Source organism: uncultured Bacillus sp. (genome assembly GCF_958411575.1).
In the GTDB taxonomy this organism is placed as follows: Bacteria; Bacillota; Bacilli; order Bacillales; family Bacillaceae; genus Bacillus; species Bacillus spizizenii.
Genome location: NZ_CATYRA010000009.1, coordinates 148,730 through 170,182 on the forward strand (window position 1 = coordinate 148,730; position 21,453 = coordinate 170,182).

The 21,453-nt window shown below is 43.6% G+C and carries 24 protein-coding genes and 1 pseudogene; 6 read left to right on the plus strand and 19 right to left on the minus strand.

The window, feature by feature from the left end:
- Positions 1-2: 2 nt before the first annotated feature.
- The 3 genes from Q5C82_RS15690 to Q5C82_RS15700 all read right to left on the minus strand — a co-directional run bounded on the left by Q5C82_RS15690 (position 3) and on the right by Q5C82_RS15700 (position 3,394).
- The gene (locus Q5C82_RS15690; RefSeq protein ID WP_003218474.1) at positions 3-2,189 is read right to left on the minus strand and encodes a glycosyltransferase family 39 protein; all 2,187 of its coding nucleotides are present in this window, start codon (positions 2,187-2,189) and stop codon (positions 3-5) included.
- A 7-nt stretch (positions 2,190-2,196) separates the two neighbouring features.
- Positions 2,197-2,343, minus strand: a complete 147-nt coding sequence (locus Q5C82_RS15695; protein ID WP_003218473.1) for a hypothetical protein — start codon at positions 2,341-2,343, stop codon at positions 2,197-2,199.
- A gap of 100 nt (positions 2,344-2,443) precedes the next feature.
- Positions 2,444-3,394 carry a ring-cleaving dioxygenase gene (locus Q5C82_RS15700; protein WP_003218472.1) on the minus strand — a complete coding sequence of 317 codons (951 nt, stop codon included), beginning with the start codon at positions 3,392-3,394 and terminating at the stop codon, positions 2,444-2,446.
- Positions 3,395-3,776: 382 nt separating this feature from the next.
- Between Q5C82_RS15700 and steT the strand changes: the two genes are divergently transcribed.
- The 6 genes from steT (at position 3,777) to spoIISC (ending at position 8,250) form a co-directional block, all read left to right on the plus strand.
- Positions 3,777-5,093 (plus strand): serine/threonine exchanger, encoded by a 1,317-nt coding sequence (gene steT / locus Q5C82_RS15705; RefSeq protein ID WP_003218471.1) that lies wholly within the window; start codon positions 3,777-3,779, stop codon positions 5,091-5,093.
- Between the two features lie 276 nt (positions 5,094-5,369).
- Positions 5,370-5,987, plus strand: coding sequence for a DUF47 domain-containing protein (locus tag Q5C82_RS15710; RefSeq protein ID WP_003218470.1), 618 nt, complete (start codon positions 5,370-5,372; stop codon positions 5,985-5,987).
- 12 nt (positions 5,988-5,999) lie between these two features.
- Positions 6,000-7,001: an inorganic phosphate transporter gene (locus Q5C82_RS15715; RefSeq protein ID WP_003218455.1), complete on the plus strand. Its 1,002-nt coding sequence runs from the start codon at positions 6,000-6,002 to the stop codon at positions 6,999-7,001.
- A 109-nt stretch (positions 7,002-7,110) separates the two neighbouring features.
- Positions 7,111-7,857: a toxin-antitoxin-antitoxin system toxin SpoIISA gene (gene spoIISA, locus Q5C82_RS15720; protein WP_003218453.1), complete on the plus strand. Its 747-nt coding sequence runs from the start codon at positions 7,111-7,113 to the stop codon at positions 7,855-7,857.
- Complete coding sequence (spoIISB, locus tag Q5C82_RS15725) at positions 7,857-8,027, plus strand: three component toxin-antitoxin-antitoxin system antitoxin SpoIISB (RefSeq protein ID WP_003218451.1); 171 nt, start codon at positions 7,857-7,859, stop codon at positions 8,025-8,027. Before spoIISA ends, spoIISB begins: the two co-directional genes overlap by 1 nt.
- 85 nt (positions 8,028-8,112) lie before the next feature.
- Positions 8,113-8,250, plus strand: a complete 138-nt coding sequence (spoIISC, locus tag Q5C82_RS15730; protein ID WP_136654612.1) for a three component toxin-antitoxin-antitoxin system antitoxin SpoIISC — start codon at positions 8,113-8,115, stop codon at positions 8,248-8,250.
- A gap of 37 nt (positions 8,251-8,287) precedes the next feature.
- Here spoIISC and Q5C82_RS15735 read toward each other — a convergent pair whose 3' ends face one another.
- The 16 genes and pseudogenes from Q5C82_RS15735 to Q5C82_RS15810 form a co-directional block, all read right to left on the minus strand.
- A complete protein-coding gene (locus Q5C82_RS15735; protein ID WP_003218449.1) occupies positions 8,288-9,181 on the minus strand; it encodes an N-acetylmuramoyl-L-alanine amidase in 894 nt (297 codons plus the stop codon).
- Positions 9,182-9,193: 12 nt separating this feature from the next.
- Positions 9,194-9,457 carry a phage holin gene (locus tag Q5C82_RS15740; protein WP_003218447.1) on the minus strand — a complete coding sequence of 88 codons (264 nt, stop codon included), beginning with the start codon at positions 9,455-9,457 and terminating at the stop codon, positions 9,194-9,196.
- Positions 9,458-9,469: 12 nt separating this feature from the next.
- On the minus strand, positions 9,470-9,739 hold the full coding sequence (locus Q5C82_RS15745) for a hemolysin XhlA family protein (protein ID WP_003218444.1): 270 nt from the start codon (positions 9,737-9,739) through the stop codon (positions 9,470-9,472).
- Positions 9,740-9,791: 52 nt separating this feature from the next.
- Entirely contained in the window at positions 9,792-10,631 is an 840-nt protein-coding gene (locus tag Q5C82_RS15750) for a hypothetical protein (protein ID WP_003218443.1), read from the minus strand.
- 44 nt (positions 10,632-10,675) lie between these two features.
- Entirely contained in the window at positions 10,676-10,840 is a 165-nt protein-coding gene (locus Q5C82_RS15755; RefSeq protein WP_003218441.1) for an XkdX family protein, read from the minus strand.
- A complete protein-coding gene (locus Q5C82_RS15760; RefSeq protein WP_003218439.1) occupies positions 10,837-11,163 on the minus strand; it encodes an XkdW family protein in 327 nt (108 codons plus the stop codon). Before Q5C82_RS15760 ends, Q5C82_RS15755 begins: the two co-directional genes overlap by 4 nt.
- Positions 11,164-11,180: 17 nt before the next feature.
- Positions 11,181-13,193, minus strand: a complete 2,013-nt coding sequence (locus Q5C82_RS15765) for a pyocin knob domain-containing protein (protein WP_230939509.1) — start codon at positions 13,191-13,193, stop codon at positions 11,181-11,183.
- Positions 13,194-13,358: 165 nt separating this feature from the next.
- Positions 13,359-13,622 (minus strand): annotated as a pseudogene (locus tag Q5C82_RS15770) (terminase); the annotation flags it as partial.
- Between the two features lie 2 nt (positions 13,623-13,624).
- The gene (locus Q5C82_RS15775; protein WP_003218436.1) at positions 13,625-13,897 is read right to left on the minus strand and encodes a hypothetical protein; all 273 of its coding nucleotides are present in this window, start codon (positions 13,895-13,897) and stop codon (positions 13,625-13,627) included.
- Positions 13,894-14,472 (minus strand): YmfQ family protein, encoded by a 579-nt coding sequence (locus Q5C82_RS15780; RefSeq protein WP_003218434.1) that lies wholly within the window; start codon positions 14,470-14,472, stop codon positions 13,894-13,896. Before Q5C82_RS15780 ends, Q5C82_RS15775 begins: the two co-directional genes overlap by 4 nt.
- Positions 14,456-15,502, minus strand: a complete 1,047-nt coding sequence (locus tag Q5C82_RS15785; RefSeq protein ID WP_003218432.1) for a baseplate J/gp47 family protein — start codon at positions 15,500-15,502, stop codon at positions 14,456-14,458. Before Q5C82_RS15785 ends, Q5C82_RS15780 begins: the two co-directional genes overlap by 17 nt.
- Positions 15,495-15,920 carry a DUF2634 domain-containing protein gene (locus Q5C82_RS15790; RefSeq protein ID WP_003218430.1) on the minus strand — a complete coding sequence of 142 codons (426 nt, stop codon included), beginning with the start codon at positions 15,918-15,920 and terminating at the stop codon, positions 15,495-15,497. The genes Q5C82_RS15785 and Q5C82_RS15790 overlap by 8 nt, the downstream gene beginning before the upstream one ends.
- A gap of 56 nt (positions 15,921-15,976) precedes the next feature.
- Entirely contained in the window at positions 15,977-16,243 is a 267-nt protein-coding gene (locus Q5C82_RS15795; RefSeq protein WP_003218427.1) for a DUF2577 family protein, read from the minus strand.
- A complete protein-coding gene (locus Q5C82_RS15800; protein WP_003218425.1) occupies positions 16,243-17,220 on the minus strand; it encodes a phage portal protein in 978 nt (325 codons plus the stop codon). The genes Q5C82_RS15795 and Q5C82_RS15800 overlap by 1 nt, the downstream gene beginning before the upstream one ends.
- A gap of 15 nt (positions 17,221-17,235) precedes the next feature.
- The gene (locus Q5C82_RS15805; protein WP_003218424.1) at positions 17,236-17,895 is read right to left on the minus strand and encodes a LysM peptidoglycan-binding domain-containing protein; all 660 of its coding nucleotides are present in this window, start codon (positions 17,893-17,895) and stop codon (positions 17,236-17,238) included.
- The coding region (locus tag Q5C82_RS15810) for a transglycosylase SLT domain-containing protein (protein WP_214763727.1) at positions 17,888-21,453 on the minus strand (3,566 nt) is incomplete at its 5' end. The genes Q5C82_RS15805 and Q5C82_RS15810, both read right to left, overlap by 8 nt.

Consider the following 21,453-nt stretch of genomic DNA (forward strand, 5'->3'; position numbering starts at 1 on the left):
TCCTATTCATCAGCATGTAGTTCGTATAATGTAGCTGACTGATTCATTCCGCCAGGCCCGCCGCCCATTTGGCTGTTTTCGCCTGAAGACTTGCTGTTGCTTGATGTATCAGTATTTTCTGTTTTCTGATCAGATGATGATTGTTGATCAGAACTTGATTGCCACTTATCTGAAGACACTTCTTTCCCGTTTTTCTCAACCCATTCAACAATGTCATTGTTTCCGCCTCTTCCTCTTCCAGAAGCCAAGAAGTATTTCACTTTTCCTTCTTTTACAAGCTTTTTGAATTGAGTCAGCGTGATAGCCGGGTCAGAACCGCTGAATCCGCCAATAGCCATGACAGCTTTTTTCGTTTTAATAATATATGGCGCTGCTGTGTTCGAGTCGGTTGTGGCGAATAAGTACTCAGCTCCGGAGTTATTCTCCTCTAAATATTTGATCAGTTTCTCATTTACAGTGGCATCAGACATTCCCATGCCTTTTCCGCTCATGGATGCAAGCTGAGGACCTGTTTCAGGCTGTGAGCTGTTGCCCCCGTACAGAAGCGGTGTGCTTGCCCAATAAATCGGCATCACCAGCAATGCGAGAAGAGCTGCAAGAGATACATAATAACTGATCGGTTTTTGGCGCTGTTTGAACAACAGCAGCGCAATCGCTGACATCACGCCGATCACACCTACGCCAATGCTCCAGCCTGCACCGAATTGATCGTTGTAGTTTCTGAGAATAAACAATTCAAATCCAGTTGTGGCAATCATCGCTGCCGGCAGAAGCCATGATTTCCAGCCTGTCTGATTGCGGTACAGGTGAACAAGGGCAACCCATCCCGCACCGACAAGAGCCGCTATCGGCGGTGCCAGCATAATGAGATAATAATGATGGAAAAATTCTGCAACACTGAAAAATCCGGCTATCGGAACAAGCCATGCAACCCAGAACACCGTTTCCTTCTGCTCTGCAGATAATCTTCTTCTTTCTCTTGCCCCCGCGATCAGTAAGCCTGCGATTCCAAAGATCGCAAATGGCAGAAGCCAGCTGATTTGATCAGATAATTCTTGTTGGAAAAGCCGCAGCGGACCGGGAGTTCCCGTTCCGAACATTCCTGAACCTGATTGCATTTTCGATCCGGTGCCTGTACCGCCTTTCCCTCCGTCTCCGCCAGGTCCGCCTTGGCCGCCTTGGCCGCCATCTCCTCCGCTTGGAGGGCCTCCTTGACCGCCGCTTGGCATTTCACCATTGGATGGAGGTGCCGTCATATTGCCATTTGATGATTTGTCATCACTTAATGAGTTACTGCTTGATGACTGATTAGGCGGTGCTTGATTTTGTGTTGAACTGTTATCAGAAGAAGACATTTCTTTTGAAGCCTCTCCGTTTGATCCGCCCTGGCCGCCGCCGGAATTTTGGCCTGTCAGCCGCTGAATCCCGTTATATCCGAAAGCCAATTCCAAAACGGAGTTGGTCTGGCTGCTTCCGATATAAGGCCGCTTACTTGCAGGGATATTGTCAACAATGAGCGGCCATGATAAGGAAACGGCTGCTAATACGGCTAAAGCACTTACCAAGGAAATGATTTTTTTCTTTATTGTGGCGTTTGCCGCAATCAGATAGAACAATAAGAAGGCCGGCAAAATCATATAAGCTTGAAGCATTTTTGTATTGAAGCCTACTCCAACGACGAAAAATGCTGCTAACAGCCAGATCAACTTTCCTTTTCTGATCGCTTTAAAGAGAAGCCATGTGGCCAACAATAAGAAAAATACCAATAATGCATCAACATTGTTTGTACGTGCTACAGCAACAGCAATCGGTGTACATGCCATAACAAATGAGGCAATGCGCGCCGCTGTTTTTCCGAATGTCGGCTTAATCAGCAAGTACATAAGAAGGACTGAACCTACACCCGCTAATGCCTGAGGCAGAATAACACTCCACCCATGCATACCAAATATCAATGCACTGATCGTTTGGATTTGATAGGTAATAGGCGGTTTATCAACTGTTATAAAGCCGGCAGCATCGAACGAAGCATAAAAGAAATTATGAAAACTTTGCATCATACTTGTAACTGCCGCGGTGTAATAAGGATTCACCGTGTCGTCCTTCCAAATGTTATAGATATTTAAGAATGCAGATGCGAGCAAAATGAGGATGAGAACGATATCCAGCTCGCGTTTTTTCTTTTCCACTTGTTTTTCACTCCTTTTTGTCTAACTTTGAAATAGTGTAACAAGCAAATATGAATAAACTATTAATAAACAAAGACAATATTTTTGCCGAGACCATTTCATGCGAATCTCCCATATACACAACAGGTTTCAAGCCATTTCTCCCAATCAGCATCTGATATTTCCTCCCCAATAAGCCGTCCCGTTTATGTCAAAATGTATGATGATAATAAAAAAAGCCTTCCGGCAACGCCGGAAGGCAAATCAATTACAATTTATTGTATCGGTTTTAGTTTTGCTTCAATTTCAGCTCTTCGATGCTCAAGATACGGCGGAAGTGCGATCGTTTGGCCAAGCTCATCAAGGTTTTCATCAACCATAAAGCCCGGTCCGTCAGTTGATAACTCGAACAAAATGCCGTTCGGCTCTCTGAAATACAGTGCCTTGAAGTAGTAGCGTTCAACGATGCCGGAATTGCTATAGCCTTCCCGGCTGATGATCTGGTGCCACCCAGCAAGTTCTTCTTCATCTCTTACACGAAATGCAACATGGTGAACACTTCCTTTGCCTTGGCGCTCACGGGGAAGATCGTTTCTTTCTATTAAATGGATTTCCGTTGCCGCACCGCCTTCTCCAGATTCCAAAATAACGGCGGTTCCTTGTCCTTCGACTGTTTCACGATTGATTTCTGTAAATCCAAGAATATTCGTCAATACGTGTAAGGTTGGTTCAGCGAAGGGCACAGTCAATTCAACCGGTCCTAACCCGCGAAACGAAAATTCTTCTGGAATGCCGCTTTGTTTAACAGGCAGACCATATCCTTTTCCTTTCTCATCAGCAGTCAGCACAAGGCGCTGTCCTTCATGATCTTGGAATGCCAATATGTCACGTCCCGCTCTTTGGACAATGCCGCTATGCGCCACCTGATGCTCTTCAAAACGTTCTTTCCAGTAATGCAGGGCTTCTGTGCTTGGAACGCGCAAACCAATAGAAGAAATACTGTTTGTTCCCGCATGAAACGGCGCAATGCGGGGGATCTCGAAAAACGTCAGCTCAGTTCCCGGATTTGCCACTTCATCTCCGTAGAACAGGTGGTACATTGTCGGTTCATCCTGATTGACTGATTTTTTGACAAGCTTTAATCCTAATACTTTCTTATAGAAATCTAAGTTTTTTTGTGCATCGGCCGTTAATGCCGACACGTGGTGAATGCCGTTGACTTTCATATACTGTCCCTCCAGGTCATTTTATCTCGATTTCGAGATATTATATCATAGTTGTATATTTATTGTTCTAATTACAAGGTATTTTATTCGCATGGGAAAGTCAACATATCAGCTTCAGCGAAGGTTCGTTATTTTGCTGGGTTCTCATCGCATCCTCTGTTTCGGTTAAAACCCATCCGCAAAACACGAACTTTTAAACCAGAAAATCATATATTCATTCGCTTATAACTTATTAAAGCAGGCGTTTTCACAGGTTTATCAGCCACACACAAAGCAAATATCGAAAATCAGAAAATTTATTTTATTTCACTTTTCTAAAATAGGGTTTACAATATGAAAAAAAGATTCTTCTCATGAAGCTTCAACATCATAGGAGGTTAACATGCATACTGAAGACAACGGTTTGAAAAAAGAGATAGGCCTCTTGTTTGCCCTTACTCTTGTCATCGGCACCATTATCGGTTCAGGTGTTTTTATGAAGCCTGGCGCTGTGCTCGCTTATTCAGGTGATTCAAAGACAGCGCTTTTTGCCTGGCTGTTAGGCGGTATTTTAACATTGGCGGGCGGTTTGACAATCGCGGAAATCGGAACGCAAATTCCAAAAACCGGCGGGCTTTATACGTATCTTGAAGAAGTGTACGGCGAGTTTTGGGGATTTTTGTGCGGCTGGGTGCAGATTATCATTTACGGTCCGGCGATTATCGGTGCGCTGGGTTTATATTTTGGATCTTTAATGGCCAATCTTTTCGGCTGGGGATCTGGACTATCAAAAGTAATCGGAATTATAGCAGTTCTCTTTTTATGCGTCATTAATATTATCGGTACAAAATACGGCGGTTTTGTCCAAACACTGACAACGATCGGAAAGCTGATTCCGATTGCATGCATCATCATCTTTGGCCTTTGGAAAGGCGATCAGCACATCTTCACAGCAGTAAACGAAAGCATTTCCGATATGAATTTCGGAGCAGCGATTTTGGCTACATTGTTTGCTTACGACGGATGGATTCTTTTGGCCGCTCTCGGCGGAGAAATGAAAAATCCCGAAAAGCTGCTGCCACGCGCAATGACGGGCGGATTATTAATCGTAACAGCCATCTATATTTTCATTAATTTTGCATTGCTTCACATCCTGTCTGCGAACGAAATTGTCACACTTGGTGAAAATGCGACAAGCACTGCTGCCACCATGCTGTTCGGGTCAATTGGCGGAAAGCTGATCAGTGTCGGGATTATTGTCAGCATCTTCGGCTGTTTAAACGGAAAAATCCTATCTTTCCCGCGTGTATCATTTGCAATGGCAGAACGCAAACAGCTTCCATTTGCTGAAAAACTGTCACAAGTACACCCGACGTTCCGCACACCTTGGATTGCGATTTCCTTTCAAATTGCCGTGTCTTTGATTTTGATGCTGATCAGCAACCCTGATAAGCTCTCGGAAATCTCTATTTTCATGATCTACATTTTTTATGTGATGGCCTTTTTTGCGGTGTTTATCCTCCGCAAGCGAACAAAGGGAGAAAAGCGCGCCTACAGTGTTCCGCTATACCCATTCATGCCGATTTTGGCCATCGCAGGCTCATTCTTTGTGTTAGGAAGCACACTCATTACAGATACACTGAGCTGCGGTTTATCCATCCTCATCGGCCTTGCCGGACTGCCTGTTTATTACGGGATGAAAAAAAGAAAAGCAATCTAATAAAACGGTTCCCTAGTTTAGGGAACCGTTTTTTGGTGAAACAGAAGATAAAAGTTGACAGGAAAAATACAACTTTTGATATACTTTTTACGTTAAGCAGAAAGATTGTGCAAACTTGGGTCGTTTTTTTAAACCGAAGTAGGTCAAAATAAGTGGACATGATTTGCCGAAAAAGTCAAGCCGTGTTTTTTTCGACTTTACCTGTTTTTTTTCGACAAAAGGCTATATAATAATTTGATGTGTGCATTGTCTCATTCAAACTATGGAGGGTTTTTAATGATAAGAAGAAAAAAAGATAAGTTCTCACTCCTTTTAACAGAAATCGCAAAAAATATAGACGAAACTGCCGAATATTTTGTGAACTTTAAGGTCACAAACCAAACGACGCTTAAAGAATTTGCAGATACGTTAAAAGAATATGAAACAAAAGGTGACAATCATGTTCATGTCATGATTAAAGAGCTTAACAAAGCGTTCATCACTCCTATTGAACGCGAAGATATCCTTCAGCTGACAAACAGCCTGGATGATGTGCTCGACGGAATCGAACATTTCTCTGCCATGATGGAGATTTTCTCGATTACTTCATCAGACGAGCATATCGATAAATTCAGCGGATACATCAGAGAATGTGCCAAAGAAATTTTAATTACGATTGAGCTGCTGGCAGAAAACCGCTTAAAGGATATTCAGCCTCACGCAATCAAAATTAAAGAGTATGAGCACAGCTGTGACAACCTGCACAGAAAATCATTAAAGAATCTTTTCGGAAATGAAACAGATCCGATCAAAGTTATTCAATATCGGGAAATTTACGAAACGCTTGAAGAAATTGCCGACTCTTGCCAAAGTGTTGCCAATAATCTTGAAACCATCATTATGAAAAACGCGTAACGAGGGGTTAAAATGGATATTTTATTAATTTTAACGATACTAATAGTCATTTGTGCTCTGGCGTTTGATTTCATCAATGGGTTTCATGATACGGCGAACGCAATTGCGACTTCAGTATCGACAAAAGCGCTGAAACCGCGCCATGCCATTATAATGGCGGCTGTGATGAACTTTATCGGAGCAATGACATTTACAGGTGTTGCCAAAACCATTACGAAAGACATTGTAGACCCTTATACATTAGAAAATGGCTCTGTCGTAATTTTGGCTGCATTAATCGCTGCGATTGCCTGGAACCTGATCACATGGTACTACGGCATTCCAAGCAGCTCATCTCATGCCATCATCGGAGCTATTGCCGGTGCCGCCATTGCGTCAGCCGGATTTGCTGCGTTAAATTATAAGGGATTCATTAAAATCATTGAAGCACTTATCTTTTCACCGCTTATTGCCTTTGTCCTTGGGTTTATTCTTTACAGCATCGTCAAGGTGATCTTCAAAGACAGCAATTTGGCGAAAACGAACAAGCAATTCCGCAGAGTGCAGATTGTAACAGCTGCCCTGCAATCGTATACACACGGAACAAACGATGCGCAAAAAGCAATGGGAATTATCACAATGGCTCTCATCACAGCGAATTTACATACTTCTTCTAACGATATTCCAACCTGGGTACAATTCGCCTGCGCGACAGCCATGGGTCTCGGAACATCAATCGGCGGCTGGAAAATCATCAAAACCGTTGGCGGAAAGATCATGAAAATTCGTCCGGTAAACGGTGTTTCTGCTGACTTAACCGGTGCAGCTATTATTTTCGGCGCCACATTTATTCATTTGCCGGTCAGTACAACCCACGTCATTTCTTCATCAATCCTTGGCGTCGGTGCGTCACATCGGGTAAAAGGCGTAAACTGGGGTACGGCCAAGCGGATGCTCATTACATGGGTCATCACGCTTCCGATTTCAGCGACACTTGGTGCCATCGCCTACTTTATTTTAAATATGATTTTTTAATGTTACACCGCTTCTGTCAAAGGAGCGGTTTTTTTGATGGAACAGGAAAACCAGCCGTATCTCTCGAATACAATAAGCAGAACCTATTTCAGATGTGAGGGATTGATGTATGCTTTTATTCTTTCAGATCATGGTCTGGTGCATCATGGCCGGATTGGGCTTATACGTGTATGCCACGTGGCGTTTCGAAGCGAAGGTCAAAGAAAAAATGTCCGCTATCCGGAAAACATGGTATTTGCTGTTTGTTCTGGGCGCTATGGTATACTGGACATATGATTCCTCTTCCCTGTTTACTCACTGGGAACGGTATCTCATTGTCGCCGTCAGTTTTGCTTTAATTGACGCTTTCATCTTCTTAAGCGCATACGTCAAAAAACTGGCCGGCAGCGAACTGGAAACAGACACAAGAGAAATTCTCGAAGAAAACAACGAAATGCTCCACATGTATCTCAATCGGCTGAAAACATACCAATACCTATTGAAAAACGAACCGATCCACGTTTATTATGGAAGTATAGAAGCATATGCTGAAGGTATTGATAAACTGCTGAAAACCTATGCCGATAAAATGAACTTAACGGCCTCCCTTTGTCACTATTCGACACAGGCTGATAAAAACCGGTTAACAGAGCATATGGACGATCCGGCAGACGTGCAAACTCGTCTTGATCGAAAGGATGTTTATTACGACCAATACGGAAAAGTGGTTCTCATCCCTTTTATCATCGAGACACAGAGTTACGTCATCAAGCTGACGTCTGACAGCATTGTCACGGAATTTGATTATTTGCTTTTCACATCATTAACGAGCATATATGATTTGGTGCTGCCAATTGAGGAGGAAGGTGAAGGATAATGGAACGCGCATTTCAAAACGGATGCGAGCCCCGCGCGGCGAAGTCGTTTAAAATCCTGAAGAAACGTTCAACCACCAGTGTCGCAAGCTATCAAGTCAGCCCGCATACAGCAAGAATCTTCAAAGAAAACGAACGGCTGATTGACGAGTATAAACGAAAAAAAGCATGATCACACTAAAAGGACAAGAGAAAACAGCTCTTGTCCTTATTCCTTTTCTTATAAGGGTTACATATACTAAAACAAACAGAGGATATTGTCAGGTGATACAGTGAAAAAATTGGTGAGGCGTGTGAAGTTTGTTGATTACGGAAAGTTTGGCCTTTCCGGGTATTCGCTTCGGGTGAGGGAGCGGAGTGCAGGAATTTTAAAAAAGTTAAAGAAGAAAAAATAAATCCCGGAGAAACTCCGGGATTTTTCGTGCGCTGTGATCAGCTTAATTGTGCTGCGATCTTCGCTTTAGTCGCCGGCCCGTAAATACCGTCGGCGGTTAGACCGTTAACAGACTGAAAACGCGCAACTGCATCAGCTGTTTTCGGTCCGTAAATGCCGTCAATTCCGTTGTTGACAGCTCCTTTATCAGGGTAAAAATAGAGGGCGGCCAGTGCTCTTTGCACCTGAAAGACGTGTTCTCCTGAGGTGTAAGGCGTTGTTAGTTTGATAATGCCGTCAGGAAGCGGATAGAGTTCTGGTTCTTCAGCGTACGATGGTGCACTTACAATTAACACTTGACCGACCTGAATGACATTCGGGTCTTCGATATTGTTCCACTCTCGCAGTTGAGCAACAGTAACACCGAACGCTCTCGCTATGGATGTAAGCGTGTCACCTTGTTTCACGACGTAAGTTTGGCTGCCGCCTCCCCCAATTCCGGCTTTAAACGAATCCCACGTATCCAACAATTTTCGGGGACATTCCTTCCCAGACCAATACTTATGAGGGACGACATTGGCGAGACTGATATTGTGTTCAGACATTAATGTTTTGATGAGCCACTGGGCATTTGCTGTTGCTTGTGCAAAATCCCCATCGGTATTTTCACAAATTTCAATCCCGATAGAAGCCCGGTTGCCGCTGCCGTTTCCATCTCCTGCATGCCAGCCGTTTTCATTTAAAGGCAGATGCTGATAAATTTCTGTATCATCAACTGTAAAATGCCAGCTTGTCGCCGTATCAGGATTTTTTAAATAGCGGGCATGGGCCTCAGCATCCGCTCCGGCTGCAGTGTTCGCAGTATTGTGCACTGTAATGTAAAGCGGGGTCATTGCATAGCCTGGACGGTTATTTGCACCGACTGGAATAAAGTCTTGGATAATGTTAACCATTTTCATCTCTCCTTATTTGGTCAGATTATTTTCCTTTAACAAATCACGCTGTTTTTTCCCTTTTTCTGTTACATAGTTGTTTTTAAACCAAGCGGCAAGTGTCGTTCCAATTGTGAAAATGACAGATCCGGCAGAATAAAGAGCGTCAGCAAGCTGATTGACCTGCTCCTCCTGAATGTCCAATGGTGATTTGCCAAGCATCAGCATGGTCTGGTTGATTAATGCAACCAAAAGAAGCACCGTCCTGATGACCGTGCCTTTGTCAAACATTTTCATAAAAATCCCCCTTTAATGCTGCAGCAGGTTGTACATAATGGCGATGGCTCCGCCAATGACCCCTGTGCATACTGCTGTAATGATGGCACCTGTGATGGTGCGTTTAATCCACGTTGTATTTTCATCAATTTTGTTTAATTTTTCGTTCAGCGTCATGATTTGCTGATCTTGCCGGTCAGATACTCGTTCTAATACGGAAACTCTTTGCTCCAGCGCTTTGTGCTCACCTTTCATGTCTGCAAAATCCTGCTGAAACACATTCACATCTATCTCTTGCTGCATTACTCACTCCTCCTTTACATGCGGATCACCTCCCTTCCGAGGGCCGAAATGGTTATGAAACCACGGTTCCTTTTATCGAAAGAGTCCCGCCGGTGATACTGGCGATCTCCATGATGATCTCCTTGAAACCTTTAATATTAAAGGCCCACGCCTCAGCTTTCCCTAACGTACTCGAGGCAGAGGACGCATCATCAGATTTCACGCCTCTGATCGGAAGTTTCTGTCCTGACATTGATTTCCCCCAAAATTTCACCTCACTCGTTTCCGCTGTGCCGTATACTTCAACGAGTAAATGTGCGGTGCCGTTCACAGGTAACGCGGCACCCTCACCCGCGGACTCGGCATTTTCATGAAAGACAAAGTCAAACGTCTTGCCAGCTTCCACTTTCAGCCGTCCACCGTCTGTCTGAAGCTCCGAAAAGTCTATCTGCAAAGGCGCTTTTCTATTTAAACGCACGTCCATTTCTCCCGCACCGACTGATTGGTATAAAACAAACTCAGATTGCTGAAGATTCCCGTTCACATAACGGAAGCGGTAATAGCGTTTAGAAAGGTACACCCAGTCTGTCGCTGTCAGGACACCCGCTGGGACATTAACTGTTGCTGTCGTTGTCCAAGCATTGCTATTGTCGCTTTCTTCTATAAAGAGCGTACCTTCACGATCTGCATACGCCCATCCCTTCACTTTCGAAACCAGAACTGCGCCCAGCCTGTCTTGCCCGAGCTGACTGTATGCCTCAGTCGCCTTTAAGGCAGCGTTTGTTAAAATCTCCGCGACACCTGACAAGTTCGAAACAGGTGTCACAAAATCACTTTTTTCTCCTCTATAGGGCTTTACAGCTCCGGCTTTTCCAGTCTTATCGAGAGGAAATTCATATTGATACTTCACCATCTTCATCCTCCTTTTGATCTAAAAACAGGCAAAATAAAAAAGCCTTACATGGCTTTACCGGTAATTTCTTTATACTGGTCAGATGTGATTAGCTTTTTGTTCACACCCTCTGCCAGGTCCTCAAATGAACAGTCTTGATATGCGATGGCCTGTTTCACCATATCCGTTGTCGCCCACTCATAATAGAGGGCAAGCACCCAATAATTCATTCAGCATGATCTCCTTTCAAGGAAAGTAATGAAAGCTTTATATCTGACAGCTCGCTCCCCAACGTTTTGTTCAGCTCTTCTAGCTGCTTACGAGCCAGCTTTTCTTGGGACAATTCCTGAGCGAGAAACTCCACCTGATCAGGCGGCTCATACGGTGGGTTTTTTTGTAGCTCTTCCCACCAGGATTCGAGTTCTTTTTGGGTTGGGATTGGGGCGCGCAGGTTCCATTCAGCTATATAAGACCCTTCCCCGTCATTTTGAACGATAAAATCTTTTGTTGGATCTGTATTGGGGTATTTATACATGATTGCTTCTGCGATCATCGTTTTTCCTCCTATACTTATACTGTAGGATAGTTAAGCCCTCCAAGTTCTTGAATGTCTATATAATTGTATACTTCGTTATAATCGGATACACCTCTTCTATCAGTACCATGATAGTTGCAATAGCAATAGATCTCTATATAGTCACCTTTGTTCATAGGAACGGTTACATTACCATTTAAGTCAAGGTTCATTTCATTTTCCTTATCAACAAAGTCCCCTCTCTTATGGTCAATTGGTTTATACAATGATCCATTTAGATAGAGTTTCAAATGAAAATTGATGTAAGCCGGTGTATTTATCATATACAGCCCAACTCCTACTAAAAACATTCCATCATTAGGAGCAACGAATCTACTATTCTTTGTATCAAAAGCATTATGACTATCTTTTATTTTGCGATTGAACTGAATTTTTGTATGGGCTGCTTTATCCAAATACTGTATGCCGGTAGTCCGGATATACGCATGTGCAAATCCAGAAATTTTGTGCCAAGCTGTCCAGCCTGAACCACTCCACCAGTGACGTATCCATGTACCGGTACTATCAATATAACTGCCAGATTCATTTCCAGTCCCATAAAAATATTGAGCAAATCTAAAATCACTGTATTTCTCATTTTTCACGAAGCCATAACGAAGTGGGTAACCGGTATTATTTCCTTGACCTATATCTATTAAAGTTAATCCCTGAGGATACTCATCCCCTCCAGTTCTTGCATCTTGAATTGCATTAGACCCTGTAAGTTTGGTTAATTTTTGATTTGTATAATTTGTGTCAACATAGTTTTTTGCATCAGCTAAGGCTTTATCTGCTTTTGCTTGTGCTCCTTGTGAATATTCGATCTCCATCCATGGAGTCCACTCTTCTGAATCTTGCTTTTTATTTCGGATAAATTTTCTTCTATTGTCTGGAATTGAATCTGTATATCCCGAATAAGAAGTAAACTCTTGATAAGGATAAGTTTCAACATTATAGACAAGCAAATACCCATTTCTATTAATTGGAGCATTTAATTCCGTGGTCGATGAATAAATATAATAAAATCCTGTTTTTGTTATATTATTTAAATCTTCATTGTAGAATTTTCCCAACGTTCCATCATCTTGAGTCAATTTGAAAATCTGGCTGTTATTCCATTTAGTTTTATCGTTCTGTGTGACATGGATTTCCGTGTTATTAGCATGACTGTCCGTATAAAGCTTTGCTGTATTTAAAACAGATTCTAGTTCCTCTGATGAAGGAATGGTAATAAAATCAGTCCAGCCTACAGTATCGTACCAATGACGAATAAATACTTTCTTTTGGCCTGTGTTTCCAGCATAAAAGAAAAATTGAGCAAAACGGTATTTGCTCGATTTTATATTCAGCACTTCACCTAATTCGTAGGGATATCCTGTAGATCCTTGAAGAATTGCGACAGTAGTAATGCCAATTGGATAGTTGTTTCCAGAGTATGCTGCGTCCTGATAAAGAGACTCATCGGTAATTTTATTGATATTTTCACTATTTAATTCTTCTGATGTGACAAGACGTTTCCACCCTCTGAATTTCCCGTCAGTATGCACCATTCCAATCCACATGGTGACTTCAAAGCTTTGGTAAGCAACAATTGTTTTTCTGCCGCTCTCACCCTCTATCACATCGTAGTTATACCAAGCATTATCATCATCAACTGGATTGTTTACTACATACTTTCCTACTCCATAATAAAATCCCGTTGATAATGATAGAATATCAGTCCCATCAGGTACCCAAGTTCTTCTGCCGTTATCTTTCGTTAACTTTGTCAGTTGAGCTCCGTTCCATTTCACACGCTCATCATTGGTGATATGAATACTGCTATTATCAGTATGATTGTCTATATAATTTTTAGCATTTTTCTCAGCCTGTGCAGCCTTACTCTTAGATCCAGCTTCTGTCTCGAAAGATGCCCATTCGGACCACTCACCGCTGGTTAATGTTTTTCTCCAAATTCCTCCGTCATTTGTCATGGCGATTGCTTCCCCATCATTTTCAGAAGAGTACAAATAAATGCCTTTAGTGGGTTGCGGAGGTGTATTCAGACCTGTTTTTACTGTGTAAAAAGTAAATGATTTCTTTTGTTGAGCAGCTACCTCGTTAAAGTCTTGTCCATTGTCAATAGTGATAAAGACTGAACCATCATCTTTCGTAATCTTAGATAACTGACCGCCATTCCATTTCTCTCGCTCTTCCTCTGCAATATGCCGCACTTGATCTTGATCGTGCTGGTCAAAATCCTTCTTTGCCGCCTGCTTTACGTTATCCACGTTCCCCAGTCCGACTTGTGCCTTTGTTGTGTTATGGGGGTTGTTCATGTCGTTTTTGTGGGCGGCCAGGTCTGTGTGGGCGTCTTTTATGCCTTTTTCCCAGCGGTTGACGTCATCTTCGTTGATGGGGTCATCCGGAAGCCAGTCTGTTTTTTCTTCGTATGCCATGTTTACACCACCTCAAAAGTAAATCTGAAATCAAGTGTTCTGTTTTCACTGACATCCAGGTCAGTCTTTCTTTCTGTGATTACATTGCCCAGCTCGTCAACAATTTGTACCGTTTCGATATGCTTGATGTCTTCCTCACGTTTTGTCAGAACGGTGACTGTCGCCCCATCAATGGAGAGCTCTACTATTTCTGTTTTTTGTCCGTTAAGCAGCACGTGATCAATTCTGTTTTTTAGATCAGCAGCTGTGCGTTCTCTGTATATGGTTGAAATCAAGTTAAAACCACCTCATTGTTGTTAAGGGTGACAGAATAACCGACTTTCAGCTCACCGGCTGTTCGGTATCTGCGGTGATTCAGGATGACTGTATCTTTAATTTGAATCGTCTCATTTAATCCGCCTCTGAGCGTATACGCCAAATGAGCGGGCTTCATGTTTTCGATGGCTTCGATCAGCTCATTCATGTGCTGAAGGTCATCAACATTGATATCTACGTTAAATCGGTATTCACCGGGCAGCCGGCGGACCTGTGCAGATGGTTTTTTCAAGAAACGATTCACCGCCTGCTCAATGGCCCTGTAGGTGATTGGCGGGATGTTCGACATTTTTGAAATGAGCCGCAATCGTCTGATTTCATCAGTGTCACCTGATTCCCGCGGCACGTTTAAAATCTTTTCCCAGCGGCTGAGCCCCCATGTCGCTGTCGGCACAAATAGCTGATCCGTCAGATCAAAAATGCTGTTATTCTGTTTATCAAACTCAGGCGCTTCCGCTTTTAGCAGCTCTGCCATTTCTTTAAGGCTGGTGAGAAACGGAGGCAGATACGCTGTCATGTCATCTTGTTTGCTCAATGATCTTCACCTGCCCAAGCTTAGGAATTTCCACATCGCTCAGCACCAAATTTTCGGAGGTGCCGTTGATTTTAATATTGGAATAATCACTGACTGACGGTGAATTATAGACGATATTGTTAATTTGAGAAAGGCGGATGACGTTGTCTTCGAACGCCATTTTTTTAAAGAGATTTAAAACGCCCTCTTCAATTTCTGACTTCACTTCATCAATTGAGTGATTGATCTCAGGCAGCACTTCGGCAGAAATCTCAACTTCCTTCCAGACGGCGCTTTCTACTGTGACAACGGCTCCGATTGGCGCCTGCCCCTCCCCTTGTCCTGGTTCAGGGTCGATATAATCTTTCACTTTTTGAATTAAGATATTGGAAGCCGGCTCAAGATTCGCATTCGTGACGACAATTTTGACCGTGCCGTCACCGTTCCAAAGCGGGAAGATCTTTGCCTTCCCAACACCGTCCACTTCTTCAGCCCACTCTTTATAATGCATTTTATTGGCACTGACAGCTTCACGCCGAACCCTTGTAAAATACCGTTCTCTTAAGCTGTCATCTCCTTCTTCCTCGCGCCCTGGAATCAGGATTTCTTTGACAATGGCTGTCTCTAATCCGGGAATGGTATCCAGCGACAGTAAATTGCGTCCGGTCAGATTGGCGTTTCCTGCTTCACCAGGTGTTTCACAGATGAGCGTTCCGTCTGCCGTATATTGAAAATAAAGATTATCCACATAGAAGCGGGAGCCCACAGGAATAGTAATTCCAGACGTAAACTCCCCCGCTCTGACCGCCTTTGTCGCGGCTGTCCGTTCAATCCCTGCTTCCGCTGCACGCCGGTCTAGAAATTCGCCTTGCGCGGTATCAGAGAAGACTAGCTCAAGCACTGTATCCAGCCATATATATGACTTCGCAAGCTCGGCTGCCGCCGGGGCTAACGCATTATAAATGACGCTGCCTTCTCTTGTGTCAATATCTGCGGAGATGCTGTTCAGCATACGCTCCATAATCTCTTCAAAGGTCTGATCTTCAAACATCTTCGCCAATCACCTCCTCAATCTCAAGCGTCCCTTCATCTGTCTCCACCAAAAAAGAAACATGAAACGCATCGCCTTGTTTTTCTATCTCAAAATCAGTTACAGCAGATATCCGGTCGTCATAAACCAGTGCCTCTTCTATCAGCCTCGGAATCTCCATTTTTTTATAGGCATCAGTCGTTTCATGATCTGTAAGCACGTCTTGAAGCTCATTTCCGACATTATGGCTGTATACGGAGTACGCATATCGTTCTGTTTGTAAGGCGATATACACGAACTGTCTGATCGCTTCAAACCCGGTAATCAGTTCATTTGTAATTCTTCCGTTTTCAAAATCTATTTTGTATGTTTTAGAGGTTTCAATGACTTCGCTGTCATCTTCAATATCCTCAAACTCCACTTCTGGTGTCAGGGCCATGATGCCCACTCCTTTTTACAAGCTAAATAAAAACCCCTTCATGCGAAGCGGTTTGTCTATAATTTATCTAAAATAAAAAACGATTGCCCGCCAGTCAGAGCCGCGGTCATGACGCGATCGCCCGGCTCGAGTACATCGTCTCCTCCGGACTGCATCCGTTTTGGGATGATGATCGCGTCAGCCGGTATGATCAGTTTGCTGTTTTCTTTTAATTTGATTTCCACAGGAGAAACCGAAACAACCTCAGCTGGCAGCAGCTCCACCGGAGACTCAGCGTCAACTGCGCCAACGGCCAAATGTTTAATAGCCTCACTCAATCTCATCAGGAAACTCCTTCCGGCATCGTATTCTTTTCGACAACATCAATGGTCATCGTATGTTTCGTTCCTTTAAACTCGTGCCGGTCCGTATCTACCCAGTAGGTTTTCTTGATCCCGGCTTCCGGAATGGAAATATAGACAGGCAATCCGCTTTGCACTTCCGGGATACCGACTGCCTGAATATTTTTCAGTTCTTTTTTCACGCCCTTTTTTTCAGCAAGGCGTACATCTGCCCGCTGCTGAAGCTGTGCCTGGTTGATGTCATCTGTGACCGTTTCTGTATATTGAAGCACACCGTATTTGTTTACGCCTGAACTGTCCTTGGCAGACGCTTTATACGTCTTATTGTCCTTCTGCCGGCGGAGCACCACCCGTGTGGCAGTGTCGTTTATAGAAGTGCTGAATTGGTAGCCCGTGATGTTGACGCCTGTTTCCAGCACCCATACCTCTGACGGATCTGGCCAAGCGCGCAGACCGAGCTTTCCTTTTTTCGAATACAGCTGATAATGTCGGCCTGTCTGGCTTTTCGTCTGTTTCAACGCTTTTAATATGATGTCATACAGGGTCGTATCATTTTTAATGACGAGGCTTTTAATCGTATGGCCTGTATTCGCAATCGAGGTCGTCGGTATTTGAAAATCGTTGGCGATCCTTTTGATCATCTGATCAGCACGCTGATTGGAAAACACGTACACATCCTGATTTTTGACCAGGTACTGAAGCATATCGTATGCGCTGAAAGCAAGCGTATGCTCGTCCGGGGTTCTAGCAAAAACAATACCACGAAAAAGCTCTTTTCCCTTCCACTTAAACAAGACAGTATCTCCTTCAGTGACGCTGTAATACGTCTGGTCGCCCTGTTTGATGACGATGGTCGCTTCTATGGAGCGCGGCGCCTGATAACGGTGGCCTTCCAGCGATACGCTTTCTGCAACCAGCTCAAGCCACTCTGTGTCTTTAATGACGAACAGTTCAATCATCATACATCACCTGTTTCATTGCGGTATCTTTAATTTTTGGCCGGGAAAAATCCAGTGGCCCGGCTGCCTGATATTCCGTTTGCTTCGTTTGATCATTGCTGTTTTATTGGCGTTCCAAATTTTGCGCCATTGCGTGCTTTTCCCGTAAAACCTGCCGGCAATGTCCCATAGTGTGTCTCCCTTTTTTACTGTGTACGTTTTCGGAGATGACTTCGACGGGCGTTTTGCCTTTGTTTTTTTCTTCTGCTTGATTTTTCGGGGGGAAGCAGTTTTGTATTCTTTTAGTACAATATCAAAATCCCTATCTCCTATCTCATTGTCTCCTTCACTGTATTTAAGGCTTTCAATGCTGCATGTCATATTGATTTTTGTTCCTGTAATTAAAAATTGGACAGGCTTTTTAGCCTTCATCCATTTTTCAATTTTCGCAATGGCATTTTCCGGAGACGGGAGATTTTGATATTCAGCTATCGGCGTATACTTTTTTGGAAAAAAAGAAGAAAATGAAATTTCTTTCGCTCCGGGTTCTTCAATAAACGTTAGTTCACCAAGTCCTGTTATCTTTACTGAGTCATTTTGTACACTATTCGCCATGTCAATCGCTTCAGGAAGAACAGGGAATCGCAGCTTTTCTTTTCCCTGTGATATCCAAAATTCATAGACAGACTTAGTCAAAAGCCACGACCCCCTTTGTTCCAGTGTTAATATCTTTTTGTAATTCATCAAGTAATGCCTGCTTGATTTTCGCTACTAGGCTGTCAGCGTCCTGTTCATTATGGAAATGCTGATCGCCGTTAAACTCAATCTTAATTTCTTTCGTTCCGGCTGTGTGTATCGTTTGCCGGGTTCCAGCAGTAATGGCTGAAACTTGTCCTGAAGAAAGGTCAGACTGGGATTGAGATGGATCTGTCACTTCCATACCCAGAGCTTGCGCCGCTTTCTGAAGGAGATAGCGACCGCGTATGCCCCGCTCCTCCGGAATGATCCATTCCCTCTTGTTTCCTTCACCGACACGGGCAATTTGTTCTTTTGTAATCAGCCCGCCGTTGGCATATCCAACATACGGCCCGCCATGATTCAAGCTTTTAATCCCCGGCACATTGTTGATCGACCCGTATCTGCTTTTAATGTAGCCGATCGCAGCAGCTGCGTTGTGAATCGGGTTTTTAATGTTACCCATACTTGGTGCTTTATGATCATTAAAGGTGCTTGGGATTGTCTGCATGAGCCCTTGTGACGGATGCCCCGCTTTTGCGTTGCTGTCCCAAAGGTTGATTGCGTTCGGGTTGCCTCCGGATTCATGCTGTGCAATTGTCATTAGTCCCGGAAGCCAGCTCATCGGTGTCTTTGTGGCCATGAGAGCGGCCATAATCCACTGTTTCACGTTCCCGCTCATAGCGCCCATCCCTGAATAAGCAGCAGCCAGTGATCCAGCTTGTTTTTCAGCATATTTCTTTACATCTACTGACCCAAGACCTTTGACAACACCGATTGAAGCAAAACGCCCCAAGCTCATCATGACGCGGGAAGGTGAATGGATATCTAATTCCTCGCGAAAAGCCTGTTCCACTCTCTTCGCCATATCCTTTGCAGCTTGTTTCACTTCACTGGATTTAGAATTCATGCCTGTCACAAAGTTTCCGACCATGCCTGAACCCCAGCTATTCGATGTGTCTTTTGAACGCAGGAACGGTTTGTCAACATGTGTGCTAACATATTGTGCTGTCCCTGTTTGGGTTGAGTTTTGTCCTTGCGCAAAGCCTTTGACCGTTTCTGTGCCCCATGAGGACGATTTGTTCACAGTAGCTTGGAACGGTGTTTTAACTTTTGATTGCAAAAAGCCGTCTGTTCCGGTTGCTGTGCCGTTTTGCCCCTTAGCATAGCCGCTTACCATCTGTTTTCCGTAATTTTGTGAAGAAGAAATCATTTGTGTAAATGGCGTATTGATGTTTTTCTTTTTCCAGTCTTCCATTTTGACTGGCTGATTGCTGATGCCTTTACCAAACCCTTCTGAAAATTGCTGTCCGAGTGTGGACGCTTGGCCTGTAAGATTTGCAGTGTCCATTGATGGAGAGGCTGATCCTGATAACGGACTGGAAGCTGCTCCTCCTGAAACAGATACCGGATTTCCACTGGAAGACGAAGCGGCTCCCATGTCGTCTACGACTTGCATACCCAGCTTAGACGCCGCTTGAGAAAGAAGCATCTTCCCCCGGCCTCGGTTGTTATCAACCGGGATAACGAATTCCTTGCCGGCTTCACCGATCCAAGAGATGGTTGGTTTGGTGATGTAGCCGCCTGTGGCTTTTTTATCCGGATCCTTACCTTTATTCGGATCTCCGCCGCCGGTTACAAAATTAATCACTTTACTAGCTACGCCGCCAGCTTTATCCCAGATTTGCTTCACCCAGCCGAACGCTTTAGAAAAAGCATCTGAAATGGCTTCTCCAACCTTTGTAAGAGGTTCTTGAATATTCTTTTTAAACCAGCCGCTCAGGCCCTTCCAAATGTTCTTAACGGTGTCTATAGCTTTTTTGAAAGCGTCAGAAATTCCCTTGCCTACATCTAAGACTGTATTTTTCACCGGGTTCCAGACTATATCCATGAACCATCCCGATACCGTACTGAACACACTCTTAATTTTAGTCCAAGCGCCGGTCATTTTATCCCATATTGTGGTTGCCGCTCCGATAACAGCCGATTTGACTGGTCCCCACACATTGCTCATAAACCATGAAGCAACTGTACTGAACACATTTTTAATCGTCGTCCATGCGTTTACAATTTTAGACCATATGGCTGTAGCCACACCAACAACCGCGGATGACACCGGTGTCCAAACATTGTCCATAAACCATGTTGATACGGTACTGAAAATTGTTTGTATCGTTGTCCATGCGTTTACGATGTTTGACCATATACTTGTAGCCACTCCCATAACCGCGGATGACACTGGTGTCCAAACATTATCCGTAAACCATGTTGATACAGTTCCCCAAGTACCCTGAATGGCTGACCAGGCATTTTGCGCACCCTCTGTAATGCTGTTCCATGTATCATTTAGAGCGCCGGCATCAATTGCCTTCCCTAAACTTTCACCACCGAAAGTGCCGGCAATTCCTCCTACAACACCACCAATAGCGGTTCCGACTCCCGGCACAACGCTTCCAATAGCCGCTCCGGCAGCTGCTCCTGCTAAACCTCCGCCGGCTGAACCTACCTTTTCACCGGCATTATCCTTATTGATTCCGGCTAAGTCAGTAAGAGACAAAATTTCGCCTAATCCCGGTATTCCCTTTGCAGCTCCTTTTAAGCCCTTCAGTCCGCCCTTCAAACCTTTTGATTCTCCCAATGTTTTCAGAAGGCCTGAAAAACCTTTGCCTGATCCGCCTTTAGCTGCTTTTGCCGATTTAGGCGTATTCACAGGATTTGATTTATTGCCTTTGTTTGATGAACCGTTTCTATTTTTGACTTTTTTGCTTTTGCCTGTACTGATTCCGGCACAGCAGCATCCGCAAGCCCCGCCCCATTTTCCGCCTGACTTCTTCGATTTAGAGCCTGACGCTTTTTGATTCATAGAAGGTTTTTTAGTGCGGTTTGAGTTGTTTGAAGTTGAAAGATTTGTATTGGCTTTTGAGGCTTTTTGTTTGCCTTTACTTCCGCTGGATTTGCCGCCAAGCAGTCCTCCAAAATCCAGATTCACTAGCTTTTCAGCAATGCCTTTTATAATCTTTTCAAAAAACTCTCCCACTTTTTCAATAATTTTATCAGGACTGAATTTCTCAAATTTTTTCGCGATTTTTGAGACAATATTATCAAAAAATTTTTCTGCTTTATTCGCGATTTTATCTGGGTTGAGGAAATTGAATTTTTCAGAGATTTTGTCAACAATATTTGTTAAAAAGTCTTCTGCTTTAGTGAGAATCGCGTCCGGACTGAATTTACTCACGATATCATCCACTTTTTTCATAAAGGAGTCTGTAAACTTGTCCAGTTCGTTAAAAATGGTTTCTGGGCTGAATTTACTTACGACATCGTCCACTTTTTTCATAAAGGAATCTGCAAACTTATCCAGTTCGTTAAAAATGGTTGCCGGGCTAAATTTGCTTACAATATCATCTACTTTTTTCATAAAGGAATCTGCAAATTTGTCCAGCTGCTTAAAAATAGCTTCAGGACTGAATTTACTTACGACATCGTCCACTTTTTTCATAAATGAGCCTGTAAATTTGT

What these genes read in the sequence shown, in the direction of transcription:
- Q5C82_RS15715 (WP_003218455.1), top strand. Translation starts at nt 6,000, where the DNA reads ATGGATATTTTATTAATTTTAACGATACTAATAGTCATTTGTGCTCTG.
- Q5C82_RS15735 (WP_003218449.1), bottom strand. Translation starts at nt 9,181, where the DNA reads ATGGTTAACATTATCCAAGACTTTATTCCAGTCGGTGCAAATAACCGT.
- Q5C82_RS15750 (WP_003218443.1), bottom strand. Translation starts at nt 10,631, where the DNA reads ATGGTGAAGTATCAATATGAATTTCCTCTCGATAAGACTGGAAAAGCC.
- Q5C82_RS15760 (WP_003218439.1), bottom strand. Translation starts at nt 11,163, where the DNA reads ATGATCGCAGAAGCAATCATGTATAAATACCCCAATACAGATCCAACA.
- Q5C82_RS15740 (WP_003218447.1), bottom strand. Translation starts at nt 9,457, where the DNA reads ATGAAAATGTTTGACAAAGGCACGGTCATCAGGACGGTGCTTCTTTTG.
- Q5C82_RS15785 (WP_003218432.1), bottom strand. Translation starts at nt 15,502, where the DNA reads ATGTTTGAAGATCAGACCTTTGAAGAGATTATGGAGCGTATGCTGAAC.
- spoIISB (WP_003218451.1), top strand. Translation starts at nt 7,857, where the DNA reads ATGGAACGCGCATTTCAAAACGGATGCGAGCCCCGCGCGGCGAAGTCG.
- Q5C82_RS15790 (WP_003218430.1), bottom strand. Translation starts at nt 15,920, where the DNA reads ATGGCCCTGACACCAGAAGTGGAGTTTGAGGATATTGAAGATGACAGC.
- Q5C82_RS15800 (WP_003218425.1), bottom strand. Translation starts at nt 17,220, where the DNA reads ATGATTGAACTGTTCGTCATTAAAGACACAGAGTGGCTTGAGCTGGTT.
- Q5C82_RS15755 (WP_003218441.1), bottom strand. Translation starts at nt 10,840, where the DNA reads ATGAATTATTGGGTGCTTGCCCTCTATTATGAGTGGGCGACAACGGAT.
- Q5C82_RS15695 (WP_003218473.1), bottom strand. Translation starts at nt 2,343, where the DNA reads ATGCTGATTGGGAGAAATGGCTTGAAACCTGTTGTGTATATGGGAGAT.
- spoIISA (WP_003218453.1), top strand. Translation starts at nt 7,111, where the DNA reads ATGCTTTTATTCTTTCAGATCATGGTCTGGTGCATCATGGCCGGATTG.
- Q5C82_RS15710 (WP_003218470.1), top strand. Translation starts at nt 5,370, where the DNA reads ATGATAAGAAGAAAAAAAGATAAGTTCTCACTCCTTTTAACAGAAATC.
- Q5C82_RS15795 (WP_003218427.1), bottom strand. Translation starts at nt 16,243, where the DNA reads ATGAGATTGAGTGAGGCTATTAAACATTTGGCCGTTGGCGCAGTTGAC.
- Q5C82_RS15745 (WP_003218444.1), bottom strand. Translation starts at nt 9,739, where the DNA reads ATGCAGCAAGAGATAGATGTGAATGTGTTTCAGCAGGATTTTGCAGAC.
- Q5C82_RS15700 (WP_003218472.1), bottom strand. Translation starts at nt 3,394, where the DNA reads ATGAAAGTCAACGGCATTCACCACGTGTCGGCATTAACGGCCGATGCA.
- steT (WP_003218471.1), top strand. Translation starts at nt 3,777, where the DNA reads ATGCATACTGAAGACAACGGTTTGAAAAAAGAGATAGGCCTCTTGTTT.